This is a genomic window from Celerinatantimonas sediminis, from assembly GCF_046054195.1.
Lineage (GTDB): Bacteria > Pseudomonadota > Gammaproteobacteria > Enterobacterales > Celerinatantimonadaceae > Celerinatantimonas.
The window spans coordinates 152,779-174,480 of record NZ_JBEQCS010000008.1; the positions used below are offsets into that span (position 1 = coordinate 152,779).

Genomic DNA, 21,702 nt, shown 5'->3' on the forward strand with positions numbered 1-21,702 from the left:
GTTATTTTTATATGCTTTAAGCGATTGAGTATTGATTATGCAAAACCAAGAAGTGTTTCATTTAGGTTTAGCTGAAGCTGATATTAGTGGTGCAACACTTGCGATTATTCCTGGCGATCCCGCCCGAGTATCGCGGATTGCGCAGTTATTGGATAACCCCAAAGAGCTCGCAAGTACTCGTGAGTTTCACTCCATGCTGGGGTTCATTGATACGAAGCCGGTGGTGATTTGCTCAACTGGCATTGGGGGGCCTTCAACTTCGATTGCCGTAGAAGAGCTTGCTCAGTTAGGGATTCGGCAGTTTTTGCGAGTCGGAACAACCGGAGCTATTCAGCCAAATATTGCCGTTGGCGATCTGATTATTACCACCGCGTCTGTTCGCCTTGATGGTGCAAGCCGTCACTTTGCGCCCATTGCTTATCCGGCTGCAGCTGATTTTTTTGCAACCCAAGCGTTGTTAAACAGCGCCCATGAGCTTAAATATAATGCTCATGTTGGCATCAGTGTATCATCGGATACCTTTTACCCAGGACAGGAGCGCTATGACACCTACACTGGGCGAGTCATTGACTCTCTGGCGGGCTCTTTACAGCAGTGGCAGTCTTTGGGGGTGCTGAACTATGAAATGGAGTCAGCAACGCTATTTACTCAGTGCGCCGCAAGCGGCTTAAAAGCTGCGATGGTCGCCGGGGTTATCGTTAATCGCACTGAGCAGGAAACACCATCGGCTGAGTTAATGGCTCAAACTGAGCAAAAAGCTGTGAACACGGTTATTGCCGCTGCGGCTAAATTGCTCGTTTAAACCAGAGGGTGATCGGGTCTTAATTGCTCGAGTAAAAATTGGCGAAAGGCTTGGTTGGCTTGCGATAAGTAACGCTGCGGATGCCAGGCCAGGCGCAAATGAATATATTCGCGCGGACTAAACGAGCGAGTTGTGATTGCATCCCCCGGTTGAATGACCAATGCCAATAGCATTGAGATGGCAAAACCTCGTGAAACCACACTTTTTATCAGTGGAATAAGATTGGTGGTAATCACTCGGTTAGGCGCAACTAATGCGTGATGGCCCATTTCATCAATAAAACGCTGGTGAAAGTAGCCCGCATGAAAGCCAATTTGCTCATAGTGTAAAAACTGCTCAGAACTCACAGTCGGTTGCGCTGTAAGTGGATGGTCGTTGGCCATGCAGCAAACCATCTCCTCTTTAATTAAAAGTTCTGATTCAAGTCCCGTAGGTGCATCTTCTCCGACAATAATTCCCAAATCGAGCTCACCATGTTCTAACATTTCTCGAATTGAGACAGTGCCTGCATCCACCACGTCAATATTTAGGCCCGGGTAACGCTCTCGGAATGCCATCAACAAGGGTGGGAAAAAGTATGAGCCCAACATTGCGGGCAGGCCAATTCGCACCGTGCCTGTCTGCAGCTTTTCTACCGATGAAACCGCATCTTGCGCGTCTTTCACTTGCGCTAAGATCTGCCTTGCGTAACTTTGCAGTTTCTGGCCACTTTGGGTGAGTTTAATCCCTTTTTCTGTGCGGATAAAAAGCTTGGTATTTAGCTCATCCTCTAGCTTTTGAATACTCCGGCTCAAAGCCGGTTGGGCCAAGTTAAGCTGATGGGCCGCCTGAGTGATGGTTCCCGATTGGGCAATTTTTAGAAAATAGCGAAGTTGGCGCAGTTCCATAATCATTTTGCTAAAGCATTTTATAGGGTGATCATAGCAATAAATTTTAAGAATGAGGGTAATAAAAATAAGATCTTTTATTTATGACCCTAAACAGGCCTATTCTTTACATGTTTTTTAATGTCTGAGTATTTTTGAGGTCAAATATATGACTGCGCGAGTGCGGCGACTGGTCTATTTAGTCTGCGCTGCTTCTATTGTGGCTTTTGCCAATTTATATCTTTTCCACCCATTATTGCCTGTCATGGCAAAGCATTATCACGAAACCGAATTAGCTGCCAATATGATCATGGCCGTTGCAATGGCGGGCATGGGCGTAGGGCTTGTGGTCTTTGCGGGTTTAGCGGATGCAATCGGGCGACGTAAAATCTTTTTGTGGTCGATTTTTAGCGGTTCTGTCGTCACCTTACTGATCCCATTTATGGGGCAATTTAGCCTGATTATTGCCGCTCGTTTTGTTCAAGGCTTTTTGCTTGCAGGGTGTCCTGCTGTTGCAATTGCTTTTATGAGCGATGAATTGCCAGTCAAACGCATCCCGATGGCTGTTGGAATGTTTGTCGCGGCTAACTCTCTCGGGGGCCTAAGCGGACGTTTGTCATCGGCATTTCTTACCCAGTTAAGTGGGTATTGGCAAGTTGCCTGTTGGGTATTAGGTGCTATTGGAATTATCGTGATGGTGATTGCGATGTTCACCATGCCTCAGGCTCAAGGATTCAGTGCCAAACAATTCTCGCTGAAACAGATGGTCCGTGATTTTTCAGGTCACTTACTCAATCGACATCTTGTTGCTATCTATATTGTTGCCGGAATTGCCTTTGGCACCTTTGTGAATCAGTTTAGCTTACTGTTATTTGTTTTAGATAAACCGCCGTATTCTCTGCCAACGGCTATGAGCGGGCTCATTTTCCTCTGCTATTTAGCGGGAACCTTTGCTGCTGCTCGCTCGGGTAAATTTAGTCAGAAATTTGGGCTAGTGCGGGGGATGCAGACTGGCTTGATTTTAATGATGGTGGGGTCTTTGATTCTGCTCGCTCACTCTCTGGTATTGGTGTTAGTTGGTTTGTGTTTTCTGGCTGCTGGATTTTTCTTTTGCCACTCGCAGGCGAGCAGTTTAGTCGGTCGCCAAGTCACCCATGCTAAAGCCAGTGCTCAGGCGTTATATACTCTGTTCTACTATTTCGGCGCAAGTATTGGTGCGTTCTACCTGCAGCCTTTTTATGATTGGCTGGGGTGGTCAGGAGTCGTATTGGCGTTATTCATTGCGATAGGTATTTGTTTACTCATCACCCTTAACTTAACGGCTGCTCGCTCGCGTGGCAATTTACACGATATTGTCATGAACCGTTCTCACTAAATTTCCCCCATCTAAAAGAAAAGCCGCGCCTCAATCGAGGGCGGCTGTCTCAAATAACAGACAATCATGGAGCAAGTGCTTTCCACGCTGACAGATCGTGAACTGTCATGTGGTAAGGGAGTGCCGTGAATCTGGTAACACCAGCGCTTAACAACATATTTAGGTGTGCCGCCTAAATAAATTTTGTTGCACGACCTTAAGCTTGATAATGAGTATATCGATAATAATTTTCTTTGTAAATGATAATTATTATCATTTTTGTTTGTGTCGTACAGAGATTTATACCTATATAATGGCTAATAGCAGTTGTGGCCTCGGTTGAAGCTTGTATTAAAAGGGGAATATTTTTTGTAAATTAGCGCTCACTATAAAGCTGTTCAACCGATTCGATGACATCAACTTCTTGATAAGCATCGGCTAACCAACTTTTAATCGCTTCGTGTTGACGCATTTGCTGGCAATATGGCAATAGGTGTTCGTCAACTTCTAGCTCGTAGGTTTGTAAGCGCAGTACGACAGGGGCATACATGCAATCGGCAATGGAGAATGAACCCAACAACCATGGGCCACCACTGGCATCAAGAGCTTCTTGCCAGAGCTGTTCGATACGAATAATTTCATTGGCTAAAGCGGCTGGCATATCGGGTAGGGTGATGCGAGCACGGCAGTTCATCGGTAGCAACCGCCGCGTTAGCTGAAACCCTGCATGGATCTCAGCGGTCATTGAGCGGCCCAGTGCTTTTAATCGTGCTCGTTCTGGCCAAGCGTTGCCATTGAGGTAACATTCATTGATCCACTCACAAATGGCGAGTGAATCCCAGACCGGAATATCATCGACCCACAACACGGGCACTTGGCCACTGGGGGAAAGTGTCTGCATTTGTAGCTGCGCATCAGCGGAAGCTAAATTAACCGATTGTTCGACAAACTCTATAGCGAAGTGTTTGAGCAAGAGCCATGGTCGAAGTGACCAGGATGAGTAATTTTTATTCCCAATAACTAAGCGCAAGTTTGCGTCCATAACGGCCTCCAGTGCCCATACCAATGCAGCATGAGTATATGAATACGCTTTTAGTATAGACGAATCTGTCAGCAGAGCGGCAAATGAATTAGCAGATAAATATGTGTACTTGGCAAGCTATATGAGTTGTTTTTAACTCACTGAGCTGAATAAAAACATAGGCGTAGTATCTTTAGCCTTTGGCTCAAACGTTTTTAACGTCGCCAGAAATAGGTCGTTAAAACTACAGCGGCGCGCTGTATTCTCAGGCCTTTAACCGCTATAATTTCGGCTCAATTACGCTCGAAGGTAGATGGCTTTGCAATTTAGTGAATTTGGTATGGATCGGCGCATAGAAAAAGCGCTGGATCATTTAGGTTATACAACTCCGACAGAGATCCAGGAAGAAGCTATTCCTGTTGCGATGACTGGTCGCGATCTTATTGCTTCATCTAAGACTGGTTCTGGAAAAACGCTAGCCTATCTGTTGCCATTGATGCAGCGCTTATTGCGCGTCAAACCACTAAGTCGTCGTGATGCCCGAGCAGTTGTGCTAACGCCAACTCGAGAGCTCGCCAAGCAAGTTTATGCTCAATTGCGTTTGCTCTTAAGTGTGAGTCAAGGGCGCGGTTTATTGTTGTGTGGCGGTGAAAACTTTAATGACCAAATTAAGCAGCTGCGCCGTCAGCCACAGGTCATCGTCGCCACCCCAGGTCGATTGGCTGATCACCTGTTGCAACGTAATCTTTATCTGGAAGGATTAGAGCTGTTAGTGTTTGATGAAGCTGACCGAATGCTGGATATGGGCTTTGCCGCACAGCTGCGCATGATTGATAAAGCTGCTAGCCATCGTAAACGTCAGACATTAATGTTTTCTGCTACGCTCGATAATTTACCCGTTAATGAGCTAGTTAACGAACTGCTACGTGAGCCTGAGCGGATTGCCGTTGGTGAAGGATTTAAGCCTAATAGCGATATTGAGCAACGTTTTTATCTCAGCGATAATTTAACCCATAAAGAAGCGCAGCTTAAAACCTTACTCAGTGAGCACTCAAGCTCACAGGTGATGATTTTTACCGCGACTCGCCAAGATACCTCTCGCTTGGCCGAATTAGTGCAATCGTGGGGTTATAGCAGCGCAGCTTTAAGTGGCGAGCTGATTCAAAGTAAACGAAACCGAATTATGGATCAGTTTGAGCGCGGCCATCAGCAGGTCTTAGTGACTACTGATTTGGCGTCTCGTGGTCTTGATATTTCAGACGTTGGTATGGTGGTTAACTTCGACTTAAGTCAACATGCCGAAGAATATGTGCATCGCATTGGCCGCACTGGCCGTGCTGGGCGCAAAGGTCTGGCGTGTTCATTAGTCGGGCCTAAAGATTGGCCGCAGTTTTTAGTGCTTCAAAGCTTTTTACATACGAAGGTAGCATTTTCTGTAATTGAAGGTCTTGAAGCGAAATTTAAAGGGTTAAAACCAGCCCCTTCTCGCCATAAAAGTAAGAGCGCTAAAAACCCATGGACTGAGAAGAAACCCGCTCGTACGATTAAGAAAAAACCTCAAGCGAAACGCAGCCGGGTTTACCATGAAGGCGTTGATGTCGGAAATGTTCCGATGAAACGTAAAAAAGTCGTGCCTGAATCGCCAGAATCAGACTCCGGCGAAGAAGAGTAATCGGGTAAAAATGATAAGCCGAATCATTGCTTACGATGATTCGGTTTTTTATGCTGCTAGAGCTTGTGGCCGCAATATTTACAGTAACCGGCATCGGCATCATGGCCTTCTGCGCTGCAGTTTGGACAAGCCTGCGTTGATACTTTATGACTTCTTTTCTGCGCTTGTGATAGCTCGACTGTCACAATTCCGGTAGGAACTGCAATTATCCCGTAACCGATAATCATAATCAGCGAGGCGACAATTTTGCCAAGTGCGGTCATGGGGGCAATATCACCGTAACCGACTGTGGTGAGTGTCACAATCGCCCAGTACACTGAAGTCGGAATGTTCGTAAAGCCATGTTCTGGCCCTTCAATCAAATACATAATGCTGCCTAGAATCACGACCATGGCAAAGACCGCGAGTAGGAATACGCTGATTTTTCGGCTACTGGCGCGAAGTGCTTGTCGTAATGTCTGAGCTTCGCTCAAATAGTTAGCCAGTTTTAGTACCCGAAAAATGCGTAATAACCGTAATATTCGCACACTGAGCAAATATTGGGTGCCAGGGAAAAACAGGCCAATAAAGCTTGGCAAAATAGCCAATAAATCCACTAAACCAAAAAAGCTTCGCGCATATAACCACGGACTTTTCACACAAAGTAAGCGCAATACATATTCAATGGTAAATATAACGGTAAATAGCCATTCCAACGAGAACAGAAGCAGTCCATACTCTGCATGGATAGAGGCTACACTATCAATCATGACAATGATGACGCTGGCGATAATACTGATGATCAAGCCGATATCGAAGTATTTTCCAGCGGGAGTGTCGGCCTCATAAATGATTTCATGTAAGCGTTTTTGCCAGGGGCGTTGAGCTGGCAATTGGGGCATGGTAAAACTCCCTTATAGTTACTTTTATTAAGCATTACTATAGTTTAGATTAACCGCATTAGCACCGCATAACTGACGGGTACCAATGGTAAAACTGATTCAAACGACTTTTTTGAGCCTTTTAGCTGGCATTTTATTAAGCTATAGCTTGTTAAGCTTTGCTGATACCCAGCAATCGAGCGAACCTCAACTGAGTGAGCGGCTAACGCAAGGTCAGCATGAAATAGCAGATTTAATGAAAACCTGGCAAAAGACCCGTTCTAATATGAGTCGAGCGATGATTTTGCAACAGCTTAGCTCGCGGATGAAAGAGCTAACCAATATCGTCAGCGATACGGTTGATGAAGATAAAAATAGCTCTGATAAACCGCCCGAGGAGCAAGGTAAGAATCTGCATGTCGCAGATATTAAAACAATGCTCTCTATTTTGCGCCAGCAGCGCAGTTCATCGCCACAGCTTATTCGCGACCTTTTTCATTCTTATGAAAGCGCCGAATTAACCGATAAACCGCTTAATTGGTTAACCGTCTCCGTCGCGATGCATTACCAGAGCAGCTTGTATATTTATGAACAGCAACTGCTGAAATTATTAAATAAACAGCAGCGCGCTCCCTATTTGCAGCGTTATCGTTATCAGTTGCATCGTTATGCTAATGATTTAGCGAGCTTTTTAAAGGCGAGTATTAACCAGCAGGAACAGATGAACGATGAGTTAAGTAGCCTATCTAAATCGATGCATCAGCAGATGTCAGACCGCTTAACGATGCAGCAGCGCATTAGTAAAACGATTAGCCAGAACATTACCATGCTGATCCCAGTCCTTAAAGACTACGACATGGATGTATCGCAATACAGCCAGCTGACTTTTTCGGCCTCCGGAGAGCTAACCGATTTGGTCTTGAATAGCTCAGGGGTTTTATCCTTTTTCAAAAGCTTTTTTGTCAACGGTGACCAGTGGCTGATCACGACCGTGAAATCGGTTTTACCAAGAACCATTATCTTTATTTTGGTGATGGCTCTGTTCTATGGGTTATCTCGCTTAGTGAAGTTGCTGGTCAGTAAAATGGTGCACTCTAAGCATTCGCGTCTTTCAACGTTAGTGCAGGAATTCTTTATTTCAATGGCGGGTAAGTCGGTTATTGTGATGGGAATATTGGTGGCATTTTCGCAAATCGGTGTGGATTTAGCGCCAGTGCTGGCAGGTTTAGGGGTTGCAGGTATCGTCATCGGTTTTGCTTTGCAAGATACCTTATCGAATTTTGCATCGGGAATGATGATTTTGATTTATCGCCCATTTGATGTGGGTGATTATGTCGATGCTGGTGGAGTTTCTGGCAAGGTGAATTATATGAGCCTGGTGAATACCACGATTCGTACCTTCGATAACCAGAAAATTATGGTTCCCAATAATAAAATCTGGGGCAGTACGATTAATAACATTACCGCTGAGCGAGTGCGCCGGGTCGATATGGAATTTTCTATCGCCTACAGTGATGATATAGAGCTAGCGGAGCGCGTTCTAAAAGAGATTATCGAGGCGCATCAGGATGTTTTACGCGAGCCTGAGCCGACTATTAAACTGATGCGACTTGGCGAATCGTCTATTGATTTTATTGTTCGTCCATGGGTGAAAACAGAAGCTTATTGGGATGTGTATTGGGATGTGACGCGCACCGTTAAGTTACGCTTTGATAAAGAAGGGCTGAGTATTCCATTTCCTCAGCGCGATATTCATGTCTATCATGACAGTAATAATCAGTCGCAGTGATTGGGTTGGGATGAGCCCAACCAATACCCGCTTTTACCGTTATTTTTAACCCGGTACATGCGGGTGTCGGCGCGCTCTAAAAGACTATCTAGCGTATCGGTGGTGCGGTAAGTGGCAATGCCAACACTGACTCCGATTGAGATTTGCGTACCGTACATATTCACCTGCTCGGCATGAAATGCTTTTGTTATACGCTCGGCGAGAATGGCCAGCTCATCTTTAGAGTTATAACGCGGTACAAATAAGGCAAATTCATCGCCGCCAATGCGATAGACCGTTTCGTTGTGACGCGTTAAATGGTTGAGTTTATGGGCCAGCTTGGTTAAAAGTTCATCCCCTGCACGATGGTTTATTTTATCGTTCACCTCTTTAAAACCATCTAAGTCGAGATAAAACAACGCCATATTCATCATTGAATCGGAGTGTTGTTGACAGTGGGCAAATGTTTCTTGCAGTGCATAACGGTTAGGTAGACCCGTTAACGGATCGCGTTTAGCCATCTGCTTGAGTTGTTCTTGGCGATTTTGTTCGCGAGTGACATTTTGATAGACGCCAGCAACGACTTTAGGTTGGTCTTTTTCAAAAGAGACGATTCGCCCTCGACAGGTAAACCAATGCCAAACATGGTTAGCGTCTTTGCGATAACGAACTAATGCGCGAAAAACGGGTTCAATTCCTTCCTCATGTAATCGCAGCTTTGTCTGTAAGCGATGTTGATCGGATGGATGCAGATGCTTAAATAGTTCACTACATTCAACCACTGATGCTTGAGCTGTAAATCGACGGTTCTGGGCATCCCAGGCAACTTTCATAAAATAAAATTGACCCGTGATGAAATCAAATTCCCAATAGGTGCATCGATTGCCGTCGATCACAGTCAATAGTTGCTCAATCGTTGATATAGAGGGACTGTAATGGATATTTGAGAAACTGCTTTGCATTAACAAAGACTGGTAGTCTACCCCTTTCATATCTGATTACTCTTCACTCAGCTTTATTGATATAGAGGGATGCAGACTCATGAGCCAGTTACTTAACTGCTAACGTTTGCCATTCCCTTAGTTACTTTTAAAAAAATTTTAAATTGCAATGTTGTTACTATATTTTTGTCGCAGCTTTACTTTGTTTGTGAAGTATCTGCTGTGGCACTTTTATTATTATGTGAGCTATTTTTAATAGAAGTCCTTATCAACATGGGCCTTAAATAGCCCAAATGGAGCTCAAACAGCTGATAAAAACTTCAAGTTTATAGTCTCATTAGAGCAGGAAGAAATAAAAATGGAAATAGTCTATTCGGGTGACCTGCATCTAACTATTCATCCTTTTGGATTAATTAGTTCGATGAGAAGATATTAACTATAAAATTAACAGCAAAGGGTAGTAAATTAAGCTGTTAAAATCAAAGAATTAGAATAATTATCTTTTAGATTTTAACAAAATGGAAGCTAGAATATTTTTTTGAGCGCATTTTATGCAAAGGAGGTGGGGTAAAAACCTCCTTTGTCGCTAAAAGTATTAATTCTTAAGTAAGGGGTGATCATCCGGAAGCTGTTTGGCTAACCAGAGTACGAGTTTGTGGCGCATTTCTGGGCCGTTTTGTTTTTCTTCGGCAAGCGGCGTGATACGCTTATCAGCAACGAGTAGACGGTAAAGTGCTTCGACTTTATCTCGCTCAGAGACATTTGCTGGTAACTGACCGTAACCGCGAGCAGTGGCGTAAGCTTGGCCAATAGTAATTGCCTTTTTCAGCAATTGCGATTCGTGGGTGAACTTTTTCATATTACGCCTCCTTCAGTGGTAAGCTTGGTATTCAAAATACCTGAGCTTTACCTGCAATTCAAAATATATTGTATTGAAGGAATGCACATAATTGTTAGATGGAGAGAGCTAATGACGTTTTCCTGGTCAAAACGCAACACAATCATCGTTGCTATTGTGGCCGCAATATTTATCGTTTTTTATGCAATTAGTGTGTATTGGAGCGACGAACCGGATACTTTTAATGTTGAAAAGTATGCCAAGCAAGTCTCTGTGCAGACCAAGGAGCCAATAAAACCTGGCTTTGTTACTACGACAACATTAATGCGTTTAGCTTCGACATTGCTGGATAAACCCGGTGGATATCTGAGTAACGATGTATTGCCTCCTTCAGTATTCATGGACAATATGCCCGCTTGGGAGCTTGGGGTACTTAATCAGATTCGCGATATGTCGCTTGCGATGCGCAAAGATTTTAGCCGTAGCCAGAGCCAATCAGAAGAAGATGCCGATCTTAAAATTGCCCAGCCTAAATTTTATATCGACCATCAAAGTTGGATGTTTCCAAGTGCTGAGGGGGAGTACGGTAAAGGTGTTCGTCTGTTAGGTGATTACCGGCGTCGGTTGGCTTTAACCGGTGGTCAACAGTCCCATTTTTATGCTCGAGCCGATAACTTAGTCGATTGGTTGCAATTGGTGCAAAACCGCTTAGGTTCACTTTCTCAGCAGCTTAGTGCAAGTGTTGGAAGAGCGAGATTAAACACTTCGTTGGGCGATACCTCTGACCCGGATGCTCCTTCGGTTGAAAAATCGCGTGAACAAACAAGTTGGTGGAAAATCGACGATGTTTTTTATCAGGCGCGAGGTTCATCTTGGGCATTGCTAGAGTTAATGCGGGCTATTGAATATGATTTTCACGATGTATTGGTGAACAAAAATGCAGTGGTTAGTGTCCGCCAGATTATTCGAGAGCTAGAAGCAACCCAACAGCCAATGTTCAGCCCGATGGTCTTAAATGGCAGTGGGTTTGGTATTTTGGCAAACCACTCATTGGTTATGGCCAATTATATTTCGCGTTGTAATGCTGCTGTAATTGATTTGATTGAGTTATTAAATAATGGTTAGTGAGTTATCTTTTGCCAGTATTGGGCTGGTTAATCCCAAATCACCAGAAAATGTTGGCTCGGTGCTGCGTGCTGCTGGATGTTATGGCGCCTCTTCTATTTTTTATACCGGAGAGCGCTATTATCGAGCAAGCCGCTATGTGACTGATACTAAAAAAATGCATACTCGCATCCCGACGCTCGGTGTGGATGATCTGCGGGATGTATTGCCTGAAGGCGCAACCCCTGTTGCGATTGAATTGGTGCGAAGTGCCAAACCATTGCCTGCGTTTGAGCATCCTAAAAAAGCGTTCTATATCTTTGGCCCAGAAGATGGCTCGATTGATAAACGTTTAGTGAACTGGTGTCAGGAAGTTGTCTACATTCCCACTCAAGGTTGTATGAATCTAGCGGCAACGGTGAATGTGGTGCTTTATGATAGGCTCTGCAAACAAGCGATTGCGAATCCCTATGCAGACTTTTGGAGCGAAGAAGCGCTCTTAAGCTAATTTTATCCGTTCTAATAAAAACAACCGCCAGTACTGCACTTGGCGGTTGTTTCATATAAAGCTTTTAAGTTTAAAACTCAAAAGCATGACCTTTGTTTGTTCGACTTCTCTTTTCATCGACTAATTGGCTGTTAAGCCATCAGTCGAGAATAAGCAGATTTTAACCAAATGGCTTTCGATGAACGTTTTGGCTGTTGTTTTTTTGGTTGACGGTTTGCTACTTCGTCTTGTTTCATCTGGGCCATTAAGATTCGGTTCATTGCAAATGCACTCATCATCATATCCTCTGTTGATTTTTTTTGTTTGGAACATTTTGTTGACATGTGAATAGTAGATCTAGATCACATTTTTTGCAATTTAAATTTTATTATTTTTTATATGAAATATTAATTTCATTCATTATATGTATGATTTTTAATCGAATTAATTTTTAATATTTTTTAAAGATAAGTCTATTTAACCGTTTTTAGAACAGTTAACACTTTGTTGGTATGCTCTGGATGTTAGCTTTGCTTGTGTGTCAGCGATATCAACATAAGGTTGCATTGATGTGAAATCGCCGATAAATAATGAAGATAGAAGTGCGGTAGAGGATAAGCAAAAGGAGGCCGAAGCCTCCTAGAAAAATAGCTTATTTGCTAGGGTGGAGATGATTATCAAGCTCTTGCTCTGCGGCTGCTTCATCATCGATATGAAACCGGGTGAGAACCTCATGTTCCATCTCTTCAAGTGACAATCCTTTGGTTTCTGGAACATACAGTTTGACAAAAACCCAGGAAATTAGCGTCAAGCCTGCAAATAACAGCAGTGGAAAGCCTCCGTGGAATGTATCGACCAGATAGTGGTTGGTGTTCATCAGTGGGAAGGTTTGACTGATGATAAAGTTACCCACATACATACCACTCATCGAGATACCGGTACCTGCAGCGCGCATCCGTGTTGGGAAAATTTCGCCAATTACCGTCCAGACGACTTGCCCCCAAGTTATGCCGTTAAAGACCATGAAGCCAAATAGTCCGATAATACAGGCGTAACCTTTCACGCCAAAATAGAAAGCGAAGAAAGTATATAGCAGGCAGGCAAAACACATAATTGAGCCCAATTTGAGTAATGCCGTGCGTCCTACGCGGTCAATCAGCCACATCCCAACAAGCACCCCGATAAATTGGCAAAGTGCTAAGAAGATGGTCATATACATGGCGTTTTGTAGCGAATCGGTAATGTTCATCAACAGCGATGGACCGTAATACTGAATCACATTGATCCCGGTGAATTGGTTAAATAAAGCGAGCCCAACACCGATAAATAGAAAGACAGCGCTGCGTTTAGTGAGTTTAAAATGTTGTTTGGGGACGTTGATATGCGTTTTAAGGGATTCTTTAATTTCACTGGCAATGGCTAGAGCATGTTGCTCATCTTGAGAAATTCGCCGCAGCGTTTTAAGTGCTTTGTTCTCAAAGCCTGCGAGTATATTCCAACGTGGTGTTTCGGGGATAAAAATACTAAATATGAGAAATAAAGCACAAGGGGCAAAAACAGAGCCTAGCATCCAGCGCCAACCGACCGATTCTAGCCATTGCATCGACATTTCATGGGCAATTAAATAGTTGGTTAGTAACACGATGATCTGCCCACCGGTAATACAAATGGACTGCATGGTAATCGCGGTACCGCGAAACTCTTTGGGGGCGACTTCGGCGATGTAAATCGGTGAGATAACCGATGCCATGCCCATCGAGATACCACCAATGATACGAAAGATCACAAACATTGGGAAACTAGTCGATAATGCCGTTCCTAGGACCGATAGAGAAAAAGCAACAGCGGTGATAATCAGTGCTTTTTTACGGCCGAATTTATCACCCACATAGCCGCTGATTAGACATCCAATAATACTGCCAAAAATGATATTGGAAACCGCCCAACCCATTTGGGATGGCGTTAAATGGTAGTGATGACTCATCGGTTCAATCGCTCCGGAGATGACCGATGCATCAAACCCTAGTAATAGTCCGCCAATCGCTGCTACGAAACTGATGGCCATTACATAAATTATACTTTTTTTTGTATATTTCATTTCATGATCCCTTGTTTGGCTTTAGTTACCCTTAAAATCGCCTGTCTACGCATTCGTAGAAAATTGTATCGAGTAATAACAGAATAAAAATTCCATAAAATTATTTATCGAAAAATATTTTTTGTATATTTTTTATTCCCGTTTAAATGAAGCGGATCACATTAAATAAATAGTGGGTTTTAAAGTTAACAGTCCATTAATATTTATTTAATAAATACATGTGGTTGTATTTTTATTTGGAATATATTAGAGATAAAACAATAGGATGGTTTATTTGGAATAAATATTTCATTTTAATAAAATATGATTTTAATTTGCAGGAGTTTTAGTCGGCTAGTTTTGTAGTGCTCGACCTAATAAATTGAAATAGCGGGCAAAATTTTGATTGAGCTGCTCTCTTAATGGCGATTTTGGATAACCACCGGATTTCGCGAGCTTTGATTGTTTTGTTCCAGAAGCTAAAAAATTGTTACTAATCTTGCCATCTTGAATAAAAGCTTCAAATGCGCGCGCAAGAGCTTCGGTCGGCTTGCTCAAATAATAGCTATGGCTCTGTTTATCCAATGCGATGGCCGTTGCTAAATACTCAGATGGATTATTTTTGTCAACCGAGAGTAAGGTTGTATCAAAAATTGCGATTAAAGCATCATTGAGTGGGTGAGCTGCATAATTTTGCTCATTCAGCCAAGCATCGCTTGCTAACAAACAACGGCTCTGAGGATACAGGTGTGAACAAATATAGTGATCAAATGCATGCCAGAACTCATGAGCAAGCGCACCTCCTCCGGCATTTTTAGCCAGTGCCAGAGTGCGTTTCCCGGGTTGATAATGGGCTTTTGCATCAATATTGCCATCGGTGCCAAATGCCAGATGTAAACTGCCGCGAAGGCCAATCACCGACGGTGGAACATTGAGCATAAATGATAAATCAGCCAAGGCATCAAAAATCAGGTTTGCCGCTAGTTGTTGCTCGGTTGGGCTCACCCAGCGTCCCAGACGAATCGTTGCAAACCCAAACTGAGCCTGAATCTCGCTAAAACTTATATCGCTGTTAAAACGATAATCGGGACCATTACGATGATAGCGTTGCTGCCATGGATGGATTGGTTGATTGGGTAATACGGGTTTCACACTAACAACTCATCTTGCCATGTAATGTTTAACACTCACTCTTTATATCAGATTCCCAAGGGATTGGTACAGGCGAGCAAAGTTAGGCGGTTTAGCTCAAACATAATATTGTCTGCGACATTGTAAAATTAAATATATATCTGTTCGAGTGTTTCAAATAGGGCATAATTTATGCTTTTTATCTGGCTTTTTCCGCGTTACAGTGGGCGCATTAAGAGATAATGTCCTTTGCCTGAAGGTGAAGTTTTTAACGGTATATCTGATAATTTATGAGAACGGCAGAATTTGATCGCGAGCAAGTCCTTGAAGCCGCAATGGAAGTGTTTTGTCAAAAGGGCTATGTCAAAACAACGATGCAGGACTTAAAAGAAGCTACCGGTTTGCATCCAGGAAGTATTTACTGTGCGTTTAAAAATAAGCGGGGCATGTTGCTGGCTGCTTTAAATCAGTTTATTCAAAGTCGCTGGCGGCAAAGCCAGTTATGTTTAGACAGTGAAGAGCCATTAGATGGTATTCAATATTATCTGCACCAACTAGCTGAAAAGCTCTGCATGCATCACCCGCACTGCTTATTAAGCCGAACAGTGGCAGATTTCAGCTCAGTTGATAATGACATTCGTGATGCACTCGAGCAGCCTTGGCGAGAATTGCTTGAGCGTCTTGAAACGCTGCTGGTAAAAGCTAAAGAGCAAGGCTCATTAAAACCATCAATTAATCCTCAAAATGCCGCTTGGTTGTTGTTGATTAGCGTCTTTGGTCTTAGAGGGTTTCCTCAGTTTATGGCAGATGAAAAATCACTGCATGCCTGTATTGATTTACAAATTAATTTAATGCGTTGTGAGTAGATGAGTTACCAACATATCTTTTTTGATTTAGACCACACTTTGTGGGATTTTGAACGTAATGCCAGAGATGTTTTGCAAAGACTGTATCAGCAATTTTTGTCTTTGGAACAGTTTTCTCAAGAGCGTTTTATTAGCGTTTATGAAGCGATTAACGACAAGCTTTGGGCACGTTTTAATGCCGGTGAAATCGACAAAGAACAGCTTCGCGCAGAACGTTTTGCGCAGACCTTTGTGGCATTGGGTGTTGACCCAAACCAGCTGAGCCTGTCATCAGCGCAATTTGATCAATGGTATATCACTCATTGCGCGCAAATGGATGGCGTTTTTGTTGGTTGTCATGAGTGTTTAGCTGTTTTAAAGCAGCATTTTAAATTGCATTTGATTACGAACGGTTTTTCCCAGACTCAACATCAAAAACTGCGCAGCGCAAAGCTTGACGACTACTTTGAGCATGTGTTTATCTCGGATGAGTTAGGCATGCGTAAACCAAATGCAGATATTTTTGAACATGCGATGAATCAAGTCGGAACTCAGGCTAAGCAATGTCTGATGGTGGGTGATAGTTTGCAGGCCGATATTGCCGGGGCGCGTGGTGTTGGTATCGATCAGGTCTGGTTTAATCCTAAAAATTTACCTTACACTGAAAGCTCAACTTATCAAATTCAACAGCTTTCGCAGTTACCTGAAATATTGGGATTGGCATCGTCTAAAAATAATTAAACCGCTCGAATAGAACGGTTTAAGATGGGCTATTTTAAATACTCAATAAGGCAAAATGGCAAGTATTTAAAATAGACAGTGATTTAAAAATATAAACGAATAACCGTTTGCGCCAAACAAGCTGGCCGGCGGGTTCCTTCAATTTCTACTTTAATCTCTTTGACAACTTCCAAGCCCCGTTTTATAGGCGTGACTGATTTTAAGGTGGTGCGAGCACGAACGCGGCTACCAGCTTTCACTGGATATAAAAAGCGCACTTCATTTAAGCCATAATTAACCGTCATGCGAACCCCTGGATAAGGCGATTGTGATTCGTCGACACTTTCAGTTAAAACCGGCAATAGTGATAGTGTTAAAAAGCCGTGGGCAATCGTGGTTTTAAAAGGGGATTCACTACGAGCTCTTTTCGGATCGGTATGGATCCACTGCTGGTCTTCAGTGACTTGAGCAAACTTGTCAATGCGATCCTGATCGACTGTGAGCCACTGCCCAAGATGAATTTCTTCATTTAACTGTGCGCTTAATTCAGCCAGTAGTGTTTGTGCTTTTTCAGGTAAAACAATTGGACTTGCTTCAACTGTTTTTGTCTGAGTGTTGCTTTCATCGGTTGAAAGTAACTGGTGTTCTCGTGCCCAGTTTACAATTTGAATATTATTGGCCCGGTTTAAAAATTCAGCCCAATGGTCCAGTAAAACAGGGGGAATACGTTCTTTTAAATCGATGAGATCAAATTGATGTTGAGCTAGAATTTCTTTCTTTTTCTTCAAAAAATCAACAACCTTCATGTCAATTCCTCTATCTTTCGGGCCGCTTTTAGTCTCTATCGCATCATCATGGGTTAACATTTTGGGCGAACTACCACATTGATTAAACCCAAGAGCCGTATATTAAATGGATCTTGATTCGTCCATGATGCTTAAACGAGATATAAAATTTATTCGTTTAAGAGGAAATTTTACTGACAGTTTAGTCAAACATCCATTCGCGCAGATTATAAGGTATAAAAAAATTAAATCACGAAATTTGATGAAAAACTGTACCAACTATCATATTCGTCCCATCATCTGTGTTTATCGGCAAATATGAATAAAACTTAACCAAACAGTAAAAGAAAAGTTGATTTATCGCCTGTAAACTACAGCTGCTGCTATATTGTGTGCTAAAACATCATTAAGATCACTAAAAAAGAGTAACGTTTACTCATCTTTTTCAGCTAATCCATCTCACTTGATTAAAAAATGCTCATATATCGGGTTAGGCTGAGCAGCGATATGATATAGATAATTTTATAAGCAAGTACAGGTTAGCCGTTTTATAACCTATGTCGAGGTAACATATGAAGCCATTTCCAAAAGATTTAATTTTAGAAACGATAGACCTTAAATCTAAACCATTGGCTGATTTTGACGAGAAGGTCTTGCTTATTGTAAATACGGCTAGTGAATGCGGATTTACCGGGCAATATCAGGGGCTAGTTAAGCTCCATGAGTCATATCTCCAACAGGGGTTTAGTGTGTTAGGGTTTCCGTGCGATCAGTTTGGGCATCAAGAGCCGGGCAGTAATGTGCAAATTCAACAGTTTTGCCAAACAACTTATCAAGTTGATTTTCCGATGTTTAGTAAAACTGAAGTAAATGGGCCAGATACACATCCATTATTTGTCTGGCTCAAAGAAGCTGCGCCTGGGGTCATGGGAACGCAGCGAATTAAATGGAACTTTACGAAGTTTTTAGTCTCGCGTGACCGATCTCGAGTGCATCGTTATGCATCAACGACAACACCAGAGCAGATAGTCAATGAGCTGGAGTTGGAGCTGCAGAGCTAACCGTGCCTCTTTTGTAAAAGACATGGACGTTGTGAGAAAGCCCGTATCGATAACATACGGGCTTTTTGTTTGGTTCATTAAGTGTCTAGCCAGTGTGTGGCACTTTCCGCTATGATGAACCCAGATGTACAGGAAGGTGTCAGATGATTGAATTCAAACAGGTCGAAATAACAAAAGCAAAACAACATTGTATCATCGACGACTGGCAGATAGAGGCGGGCAAACATGTCTGCGTCATCGCCGGTGATAATTCACCGTCATTAATTGCTGACTGGTTATTTGAAAAAGCCAGTTTAACTCAAGGGCAAGTGACGGGATTACCTTCGCGCATTGGGATTGTTTCGCTAAGCGTGCAGCAGCAGCTTTATAGCGAGCAAAAAGATGCCGATGAGACAGATTTAACCAACGAAGTAGACCCAGGCAGTAGTGTTTTAGAGCTGCTTTATGAGATTAACTCCAATAGCGAGCAAGTGGAGCAGGCTATCGTTGACTGTGGCTTAGAAAAGCTGCGTGACAGAGGTTTCTTTTTGCTCTCAACCGGTGAGACTCGCCGGCTGATGCTAGCGCGCGCGATTTTAACCAATCCTCAACTCTTAGTGCTTGATGAACCCTATGCAGGGCTTGATAAAGGCTATCAGCAGCAGCTGAGTGGATTGCTGGAGCGTTTAAGCTCGCAATATACCATCTTGATGATTACCAGCCGCGATAAAGAGCTTCCCGAATGTTTTACTAAAATTAGCCTATTTGATGAAGGCCGCTTACATAGCAGCTTTGATCGACAGCAATGGCTGGAGCATCCGCTTCGCTTGCAGTGGCAGGCGCTTGCGGGCAGCGTTTCTAAAGATTTGGCCAAGGCACTGCAAACGGGTGATACAGTCAATGATAAGCTTGCTATTGACCCGTTATTCGCCATTCACGATGGCCGAGTGGCCTATCATGATGGGCTGATTTTTGAAAATCTTAATTGGCAAATTCGCCCTAATCAGCACTGGCAGGTCCGAGGCCCTAATGGCTGCGGAAAAAGCACACTGCTTAATCTGATTTTTGGCGACCATCCCCAGTGTTATAGCAACCAAATTGATATTTTAGGGCACCGACGTGGCAGCGGAGAAAGTATCTGGGAAGTCAAACAGCGCATAGGCATGGTGTCTTCATCACTGCACTTGCAATATCGAATTAATGCAAAAGCTGTGGATGTTGTGTTATCAGGTTTTTATGACTCGATTGGTTTGTACCAACAGCCGAGCGCAAGTGAGCGCGAGCAGGCGATGAATTGGTTGAAACTATTGCATATGGATAATCTGGCAAAAGCCGGCTTTCAGTCGTTAAGTTACGGTCAGCAGCGCTTGTTACTTATCGCTCGAGCGCTCATTAAACGCCCTGTCTTATTATTGCTTGATGAACCGTGCCAAGGGCTTGATTATCTTAACCGTAAGATTGTTTTGCAGGCATTATCTATTATTGCCAAACAAGGGCTGACACAGATGGTTTATGTGTCGCATCATGATGATGAAGCAATTGACGGGATAGAACATTTTGTTGATTTTATCCCCGCCGCCGATGGGCAGGGATATCATCCGCAAGTGAGCTCAAACGTTCAATAGCTGATATTAAGATGCTTTGGCCTGTTGCCATTCGATAACGGGCCAACTGCGCTTTTGGGCTATCGATAACAATGTTCCATGCGGGTTGACGACATAAGGTTCATCAACCTGTTCTAACAGCGGTAAGTCATTAATTGAGTCTGAGTAAAAGCGCAGTACATCCGGTTGCCAGCTTTGTGTGGTTAGCCATTGCTGTAAACGCACGACTTTGCCTTCGCCAAATGATGGCGTGCCAATGATACTGGGTGTATATGCGCCTTGTTGGCGAGCAATATTAACCGCAATAACATTTGAAATATCAAATAATTTAGCAACTGGGCGAACAATAAAATCAACGGTTGCAGAGATCACTAATAGATGGTGGTGATGCTCTTTTAGATCTTCAATTAACCGTTTCGCTTGCGGATATAGCCGGAATTTGATCTGCTCGTCGATAAATTGTTGCACCAGTTGATCAACCTGCTCTGCAGAGAGTTTCCCAAGCGGCGTCAGACTAAACTCTAAAAAGGCGTTTATATCCATGGTGCCGCTGCGATACTGCTCGTCGAATTGACGGTCCAAATCAAGAAATTCTTCACCATTGTCAATCAGGTTTTGATCCACCAGAAACTGATGCCATAACGCCATGGTATCGCCGTTTAACAACGTGTCATCCAGGTCAAAAATAGTCAGTGAATTTGGCATAATATTTATCTATCAATCGTCTACACACTCTTTTGTACCATCATTATCTGACAAGGTCACTCTTTTAGATAACGGATAGCTGATTTATCAACCAGTAAGTGTAGCTCTTTGCCTGGTTCAATTAACCGCTGTGCGTGACGGTTCAATAAATCGACTGTTAATTGAACATCGCCAATTTCAACTTCATAACGAATAATCGTCCCCAGAAGTTGATGGCTAAGTACAGTGGCATTAAGCTTTTGTGAAAAATAATCAGGGTATTGGCGGCTTGCTTCATATAGATAAATCGATTCAGGGCGAATCGCGACTTCATCTTCGGTATTAATGGCCAATAGTTGCAGCGCTTGCTGATTACTAAGGACATTATATTGGCCCATAAAGCTTGCTGCGAAATGGTTAGCAGGTTCAGTGTAAAGCCGCTCTGGCGTATCACACTGCATGATTTGGCCTGCATTCATCAGCGCAATGCGATCTGACATCGTCAGTGCTTCTTCTTGATCATGGGTCACAAAGATTGTGGTCAGATTGAGCTCCTGTTGAATGGAGCGGATTTGCCGGCGCAGATGTTTGCGGATTCGGGCATCAAGTGCTGAGAGCGGTTCATCAAGGAGTAATACTTTGGGCTCAACAACTAGGCTTCGAGCCAAGGCTACCCGTTGGCGCTGCCCGCCAGAGAGCGAAGCTGGATAGCGGCTCTTAAATTCCGTTAGTTCGACAAGCGCCAGAATACGCTCAACTTTTTCTTTAATATTGCCATCATTTTGTTTTTGAATGCGCAGGCCAAAAGCCACATTTTCCCAGACCGTGAGATTAGGAAATAGGGCATAACTTTGAAAGACCATCCCAATGCCGCGCTTTTGTGGCGCCATGTTAGTAATGTCTTCATCTGATAGATAGATTTGGCCATTGTCGACATCGGTTAACCCCGCCAGGCAACGCAGCAAAGTTGATTTACCGCATCCGGATGGCCCTAGCAAAGTAAGAAATTCGCCACCTTCAATCGATAAATTAATGTCAGAGAAAATAGTCTTTTGATCGTATCGTTTTTCTAATTGGTTAATGACAACTGAATGCATGAAAAA

At 43.2% G+C, this 21,702-nt stretch carries 21 protein-coding genes; 10 read left to right on the forward strand and 11 right to left on the reverse strand.

The genetic code is table 11. From position 1 onward, the window contains the following. Positions 1 to 37 precede the first annotated feature (37 nt). Positions 38 to 802 (forward strand): uridine phosphorylase, encoded by a 765-nt coding sequence (gene udp, locus ABTQ23_RS11435; protein WP_408615862.1) that lies wholly within the window; start codon positions 38 to 40, stop codon positions 800 to 802. Here the strand turns inward: udp and ABTQ23_RS11440 are convergent. After that, positions 799 to 1,689, reverse strand: coding sequence for a LysR family transcriptional regulator (locus ABTQ23_RS11440; protein WP_408615863.1), 891 nt, complete (start codon positions 1,687 to 1,689; stop codon positions 799 to 801). The genes udp and ABTQ23_RS11440 overlap by 4 nt on opposite strands. A gap of 148 nt (positions 1,690 to 1,837) precedes the next feature. Here ABTQ23_RS11440 and ABTQ23_RS11445 point away from each other — a divergent pair, with 148 nt between their 5' ends. Continuing rightward, a complete protein-coding gene (locus ABTQ23_RS11445) occupies positions 1,838 to 3,043 on the forward strand; it encodes an MFS transporter (RefSeq protein ID WP_408615864.1) in 1,206 nt (401 codons plus the stop codon). 355 nt (positions 3,044 to 3,398) lie between these two features. Here ABTQ23_RS11445 and ABTQ23_RS11450 read toward each other — a convergent pair whose 3' ends face one another. Then, positions 3,399 to 4,064, reverse strand: coding sequence for a glutathione S-transferase family protein (locus tag ABTQ23_RS11450; protein ID WP_408615866.1), 666 nt, complete (start codon positions 4,062 to 4,064; stop codon positions 3,399 to 3,401). A 298-nt stretch (positions 4,065 to 4,362) separates the two neighbouring features. On the opposite strand from ABTQ23_RS11450, the gene ABTQ23_RS11455 reads away from it, so the two are divergent. Further along, a complete protein-coding gene (locus ABTQ23_RS11455; protein ID WP_408615905.1) occupies positions 4,363 to 5,715 on the forward strand; it encodes a DEAD/DEAH box helicase in 1,353 nt (450 codons plus the stop codon). A gap of 56 nt (positions 5,716 to 5,771) precedes the next feature. Here ABTQ23_RS11455 and ABTQ23_RS11460 read toward each other — a convergent pair whose 3' ends face one another. Continuing rightward, the gene (locus ABTQ23_RS11460) at positions 5,772 to 6,596 is read right to left on the reverse strand and encodes an ion transporter (protein ID WP_408615867.1); all 825 of its coding nucleotides are present in this window, start codon (positions 6,594 to 6,596) and stop codon (positions 5,772 to 5,774) included. An 85-nt stretch (positions 6,597 to 6,681) separates the two neighbouring features. Here ABTQ23_RS11460 and ABTQ23_RS11465 point away from each other — a divergent pair, with 85 nt between their 5' ends. Next, positions 6,682 to 8,364: a mechanosensitive ion channel domain-containing protein gene (locus ABTQ23_RS11465; protein ID WP_408615868.1), complete on the forward strand. Its 1,683-nt coding sequence runs from the start codon at positions 6,682 to 6,684 to the stop codon at positions 8,362 to 8,364. On the opposite strand, the gene ABTQ23_RS11470 is transcribed toward ABTQ23_RS11465, so the two are convergent. After that, the gene (locus ABTQ23_RS11470; protein WP_408615869.1) at positions 8,352 to 9,335 is read right to left on the reverse strand and encodes a GGDEF domain-containing protein; all 984 of its coding nucleotides are present in this window, start codon (positions 9,333 to 9,335) and stop codon (positions 8,352 to 8,354) included. The genes ABTQ23_RS11465 and ABTQ23_RS11470 overlap by 13 nt on opposite strands. Before the next feature lie 544 nt (positions 9,336 to 9,879). Beyond that, the gene (locus ABTQ23_RS11475) at positions 9,880 to 10,143 is read right to left on the reverse strand and encodes a DUF5062 family protein (protein WP_408615870.1); all 264 of its coding nucleotides are present in this window, start codon (positions 10,141 to 10,143) and stop codon (positions 9,880 to 9,882) included. A gap of 111 nt (positions 10,144 to 10,254) precedes the next feature. On the opposite strand from ABTQ23_RS11475, the gene ABTQ23_RS11480 reads away from it, so the two are divergent. Both ABTQ23_RS11480 and ABTQ23_RS11485 read left to right on the forward strand, forming a co-directional pair. Continuing rightward, entirely contained in the window at positions 10,255 to 11,247 is a 993-nt protein-coding gene (locus ABTQ23_RS11480; protein WP_408615871.1) for a DUF2333 family protein, read from the forward strand. Continuing rightward, the gene (locus ABTQ23_RS11485) at positions 11,240 to 11,734 is read left to right on the forward strand and encodes an RNA methyltransferase (protein ID WP_408615872.1); all 495 of its coding nucleotides are present in this window, start codon (positions 11,240 to 11,242) and stop codon (positions 11,732 to 11,734) included. Before ABTQ23_RS11480 ends, ABTQ23_RS11485 begins: the two co-directional genes overlap by 8 nt. 131 nt (positions 11,735 to 11,865) lie before the next feature. On the opposite strand, the gene ABTQ23_RS11490 is transcribed toward ABTQ23_RS11485, so the two are convergent. The 3 genes from ABTQ23_RS11490 to ABTQ23_RS11500 form a co-directional block, all read right to left on the reverse strand. Further along, complete coding sequence (locus ABTQ23_RS11490) at positions 11,866 to 11,994, reverse strand: hypothetical protein (protein ID WP_408615873.1); 129 nt, start codon at positions 11,992 to 11,994, stop codon at positions 11,866 to 11,868. Between the two features lie 371 nt (positions 11,995 to 12,365). Further along, entirely contained in the window at positions 12,366 to 13,811 is a 1,446-nt protein-coding gene (locus ABTQ23_RS11495) for a sugar porter family MFS transporter (protein ID WP_408615874.1), read from the reverse strand. Between the two features lie 333 nt (positions 13,812 to 14,144). Further along, the gene (locus ABTQ23_RS11500) at positions 14,145 to 14,942 is read right to left on the reverse strand and encodes a CLCA_X family protein (RefSeq protein ID WP_408615875.1); all 798 of its coding nucleotides are present in this window, start codon (positions 14,940 to 14,942) and stop codon (positions 14,145 to 14,147) included. A 269-nt stretch (positions 14,943 to 15,211) separates the two neighbouring features. Here ABTQ23_RS11500 and ABTQ23_RS11505 point away from each other — a divergent pair, with 269 nt between their 5' ends. After that, entirely contained in the window at positions 15,212 to 15,787 is a 576-nt protein-coding gene (locus tag ABTQ23_RS11505; RefSeq protein WP_408615876.1) for a TetR/AcrR family transcriptional regulator, read from the forward strand. Continuing rightward, a complete protein-coding gene (locus tag ABTQ23_RS11510; RefSeq protein ID WP_408615877.1) occupies positions 15,788 to 16,507 on the forward strand; it encodes a YjjG family noncanonical pyrimidine nucleotidase in 720 nt (239 codons plus the stop codon). Between the two features lie 83 nt (positions 16,508 to 16,590). Here the strand turns inward: ABTQ23_RS11510 and ABTQ23_RS11515 are convergent, their stop codons facing one another. Beyond that, positions 16,591 to 17,292: a MaoC family dehydratase gene (locus ABTQ23_RS11515; protein WP_408615879.1), complete on the reverse strand. Its 702-nt coding sequence runs from the start codon at positions 17,290 to 17,292 to the stop codon at positions 16,591 to 16,593. Between the two features lie 551 nt (positions 17,293 to 17,843). Between ABTQ23_RS11515 and ABTQ23_RS11520 the strand changes: the two genes are divergently transcribed. After that, the gene (locus ABTQ23_RS11520) at positions 17,844 to 18,332 is read left to right on the forward strand and encodes a glutathione peroxidase (RefSeq protein ID WP_408615880.1); all 489 of its coding nucleotides are present in this window, start codon (positions 17,844 to 17,846) and stop codon (positions 18,330 to 18,332) included. 143 nt (positions 18,333 to 18,475) lie between these two features. After that, positions 18,476 to 19,936 carry an ATP-binding cassette domain-containing protein gene (locus ABTQ23_RS11525; RefSeq protein ID WP_408615881.1) on the forward strand — a complete coding sequence of 487 codons (1,461 nt, stop codon included), beginning with the start codon at positions 18,476 to 18,478 and terminating at the stop codon, positions 19,934 to 19,936. Between the two features lie 6 nt (positions 19,937 to 19,942). Here the strand turns inward: ABTQ23_RS11525 and ABTQ23_RS11530 are convergent, their stop codons facing one another. Continuing rightward, the gene (locus ABTQ23_RS11530) at positions 19,943 to 20,620 is read right to left on the reverse strand and encodes an HAD family hydrolase (protein WP_408615882.1); all 678 of its coding nucleotides are present in this window, start codon (positions 20,618 to 20,620) and stop codon (positions 19,943 to 19,945) included. 56 nt (positions 20,621 to 20,676) lie between these two features. Continuing rightward, positions 20,677 to 21,696 carry an ABC transporter ATP-binding protein gene (locus ABTQ23_RS11535; RefSeq protein ID WP_408615883.1) on the reverse strand — a complete coding sequence of 340 codons (1,020 nt, stop codon included), beginning with the start codon at positions 21,694 to 21,696 and terminating at the stop codon, positions 20,677 to 20,679. Positions 21,697 to 21,702: the final 6 nt, after the last annotated feature.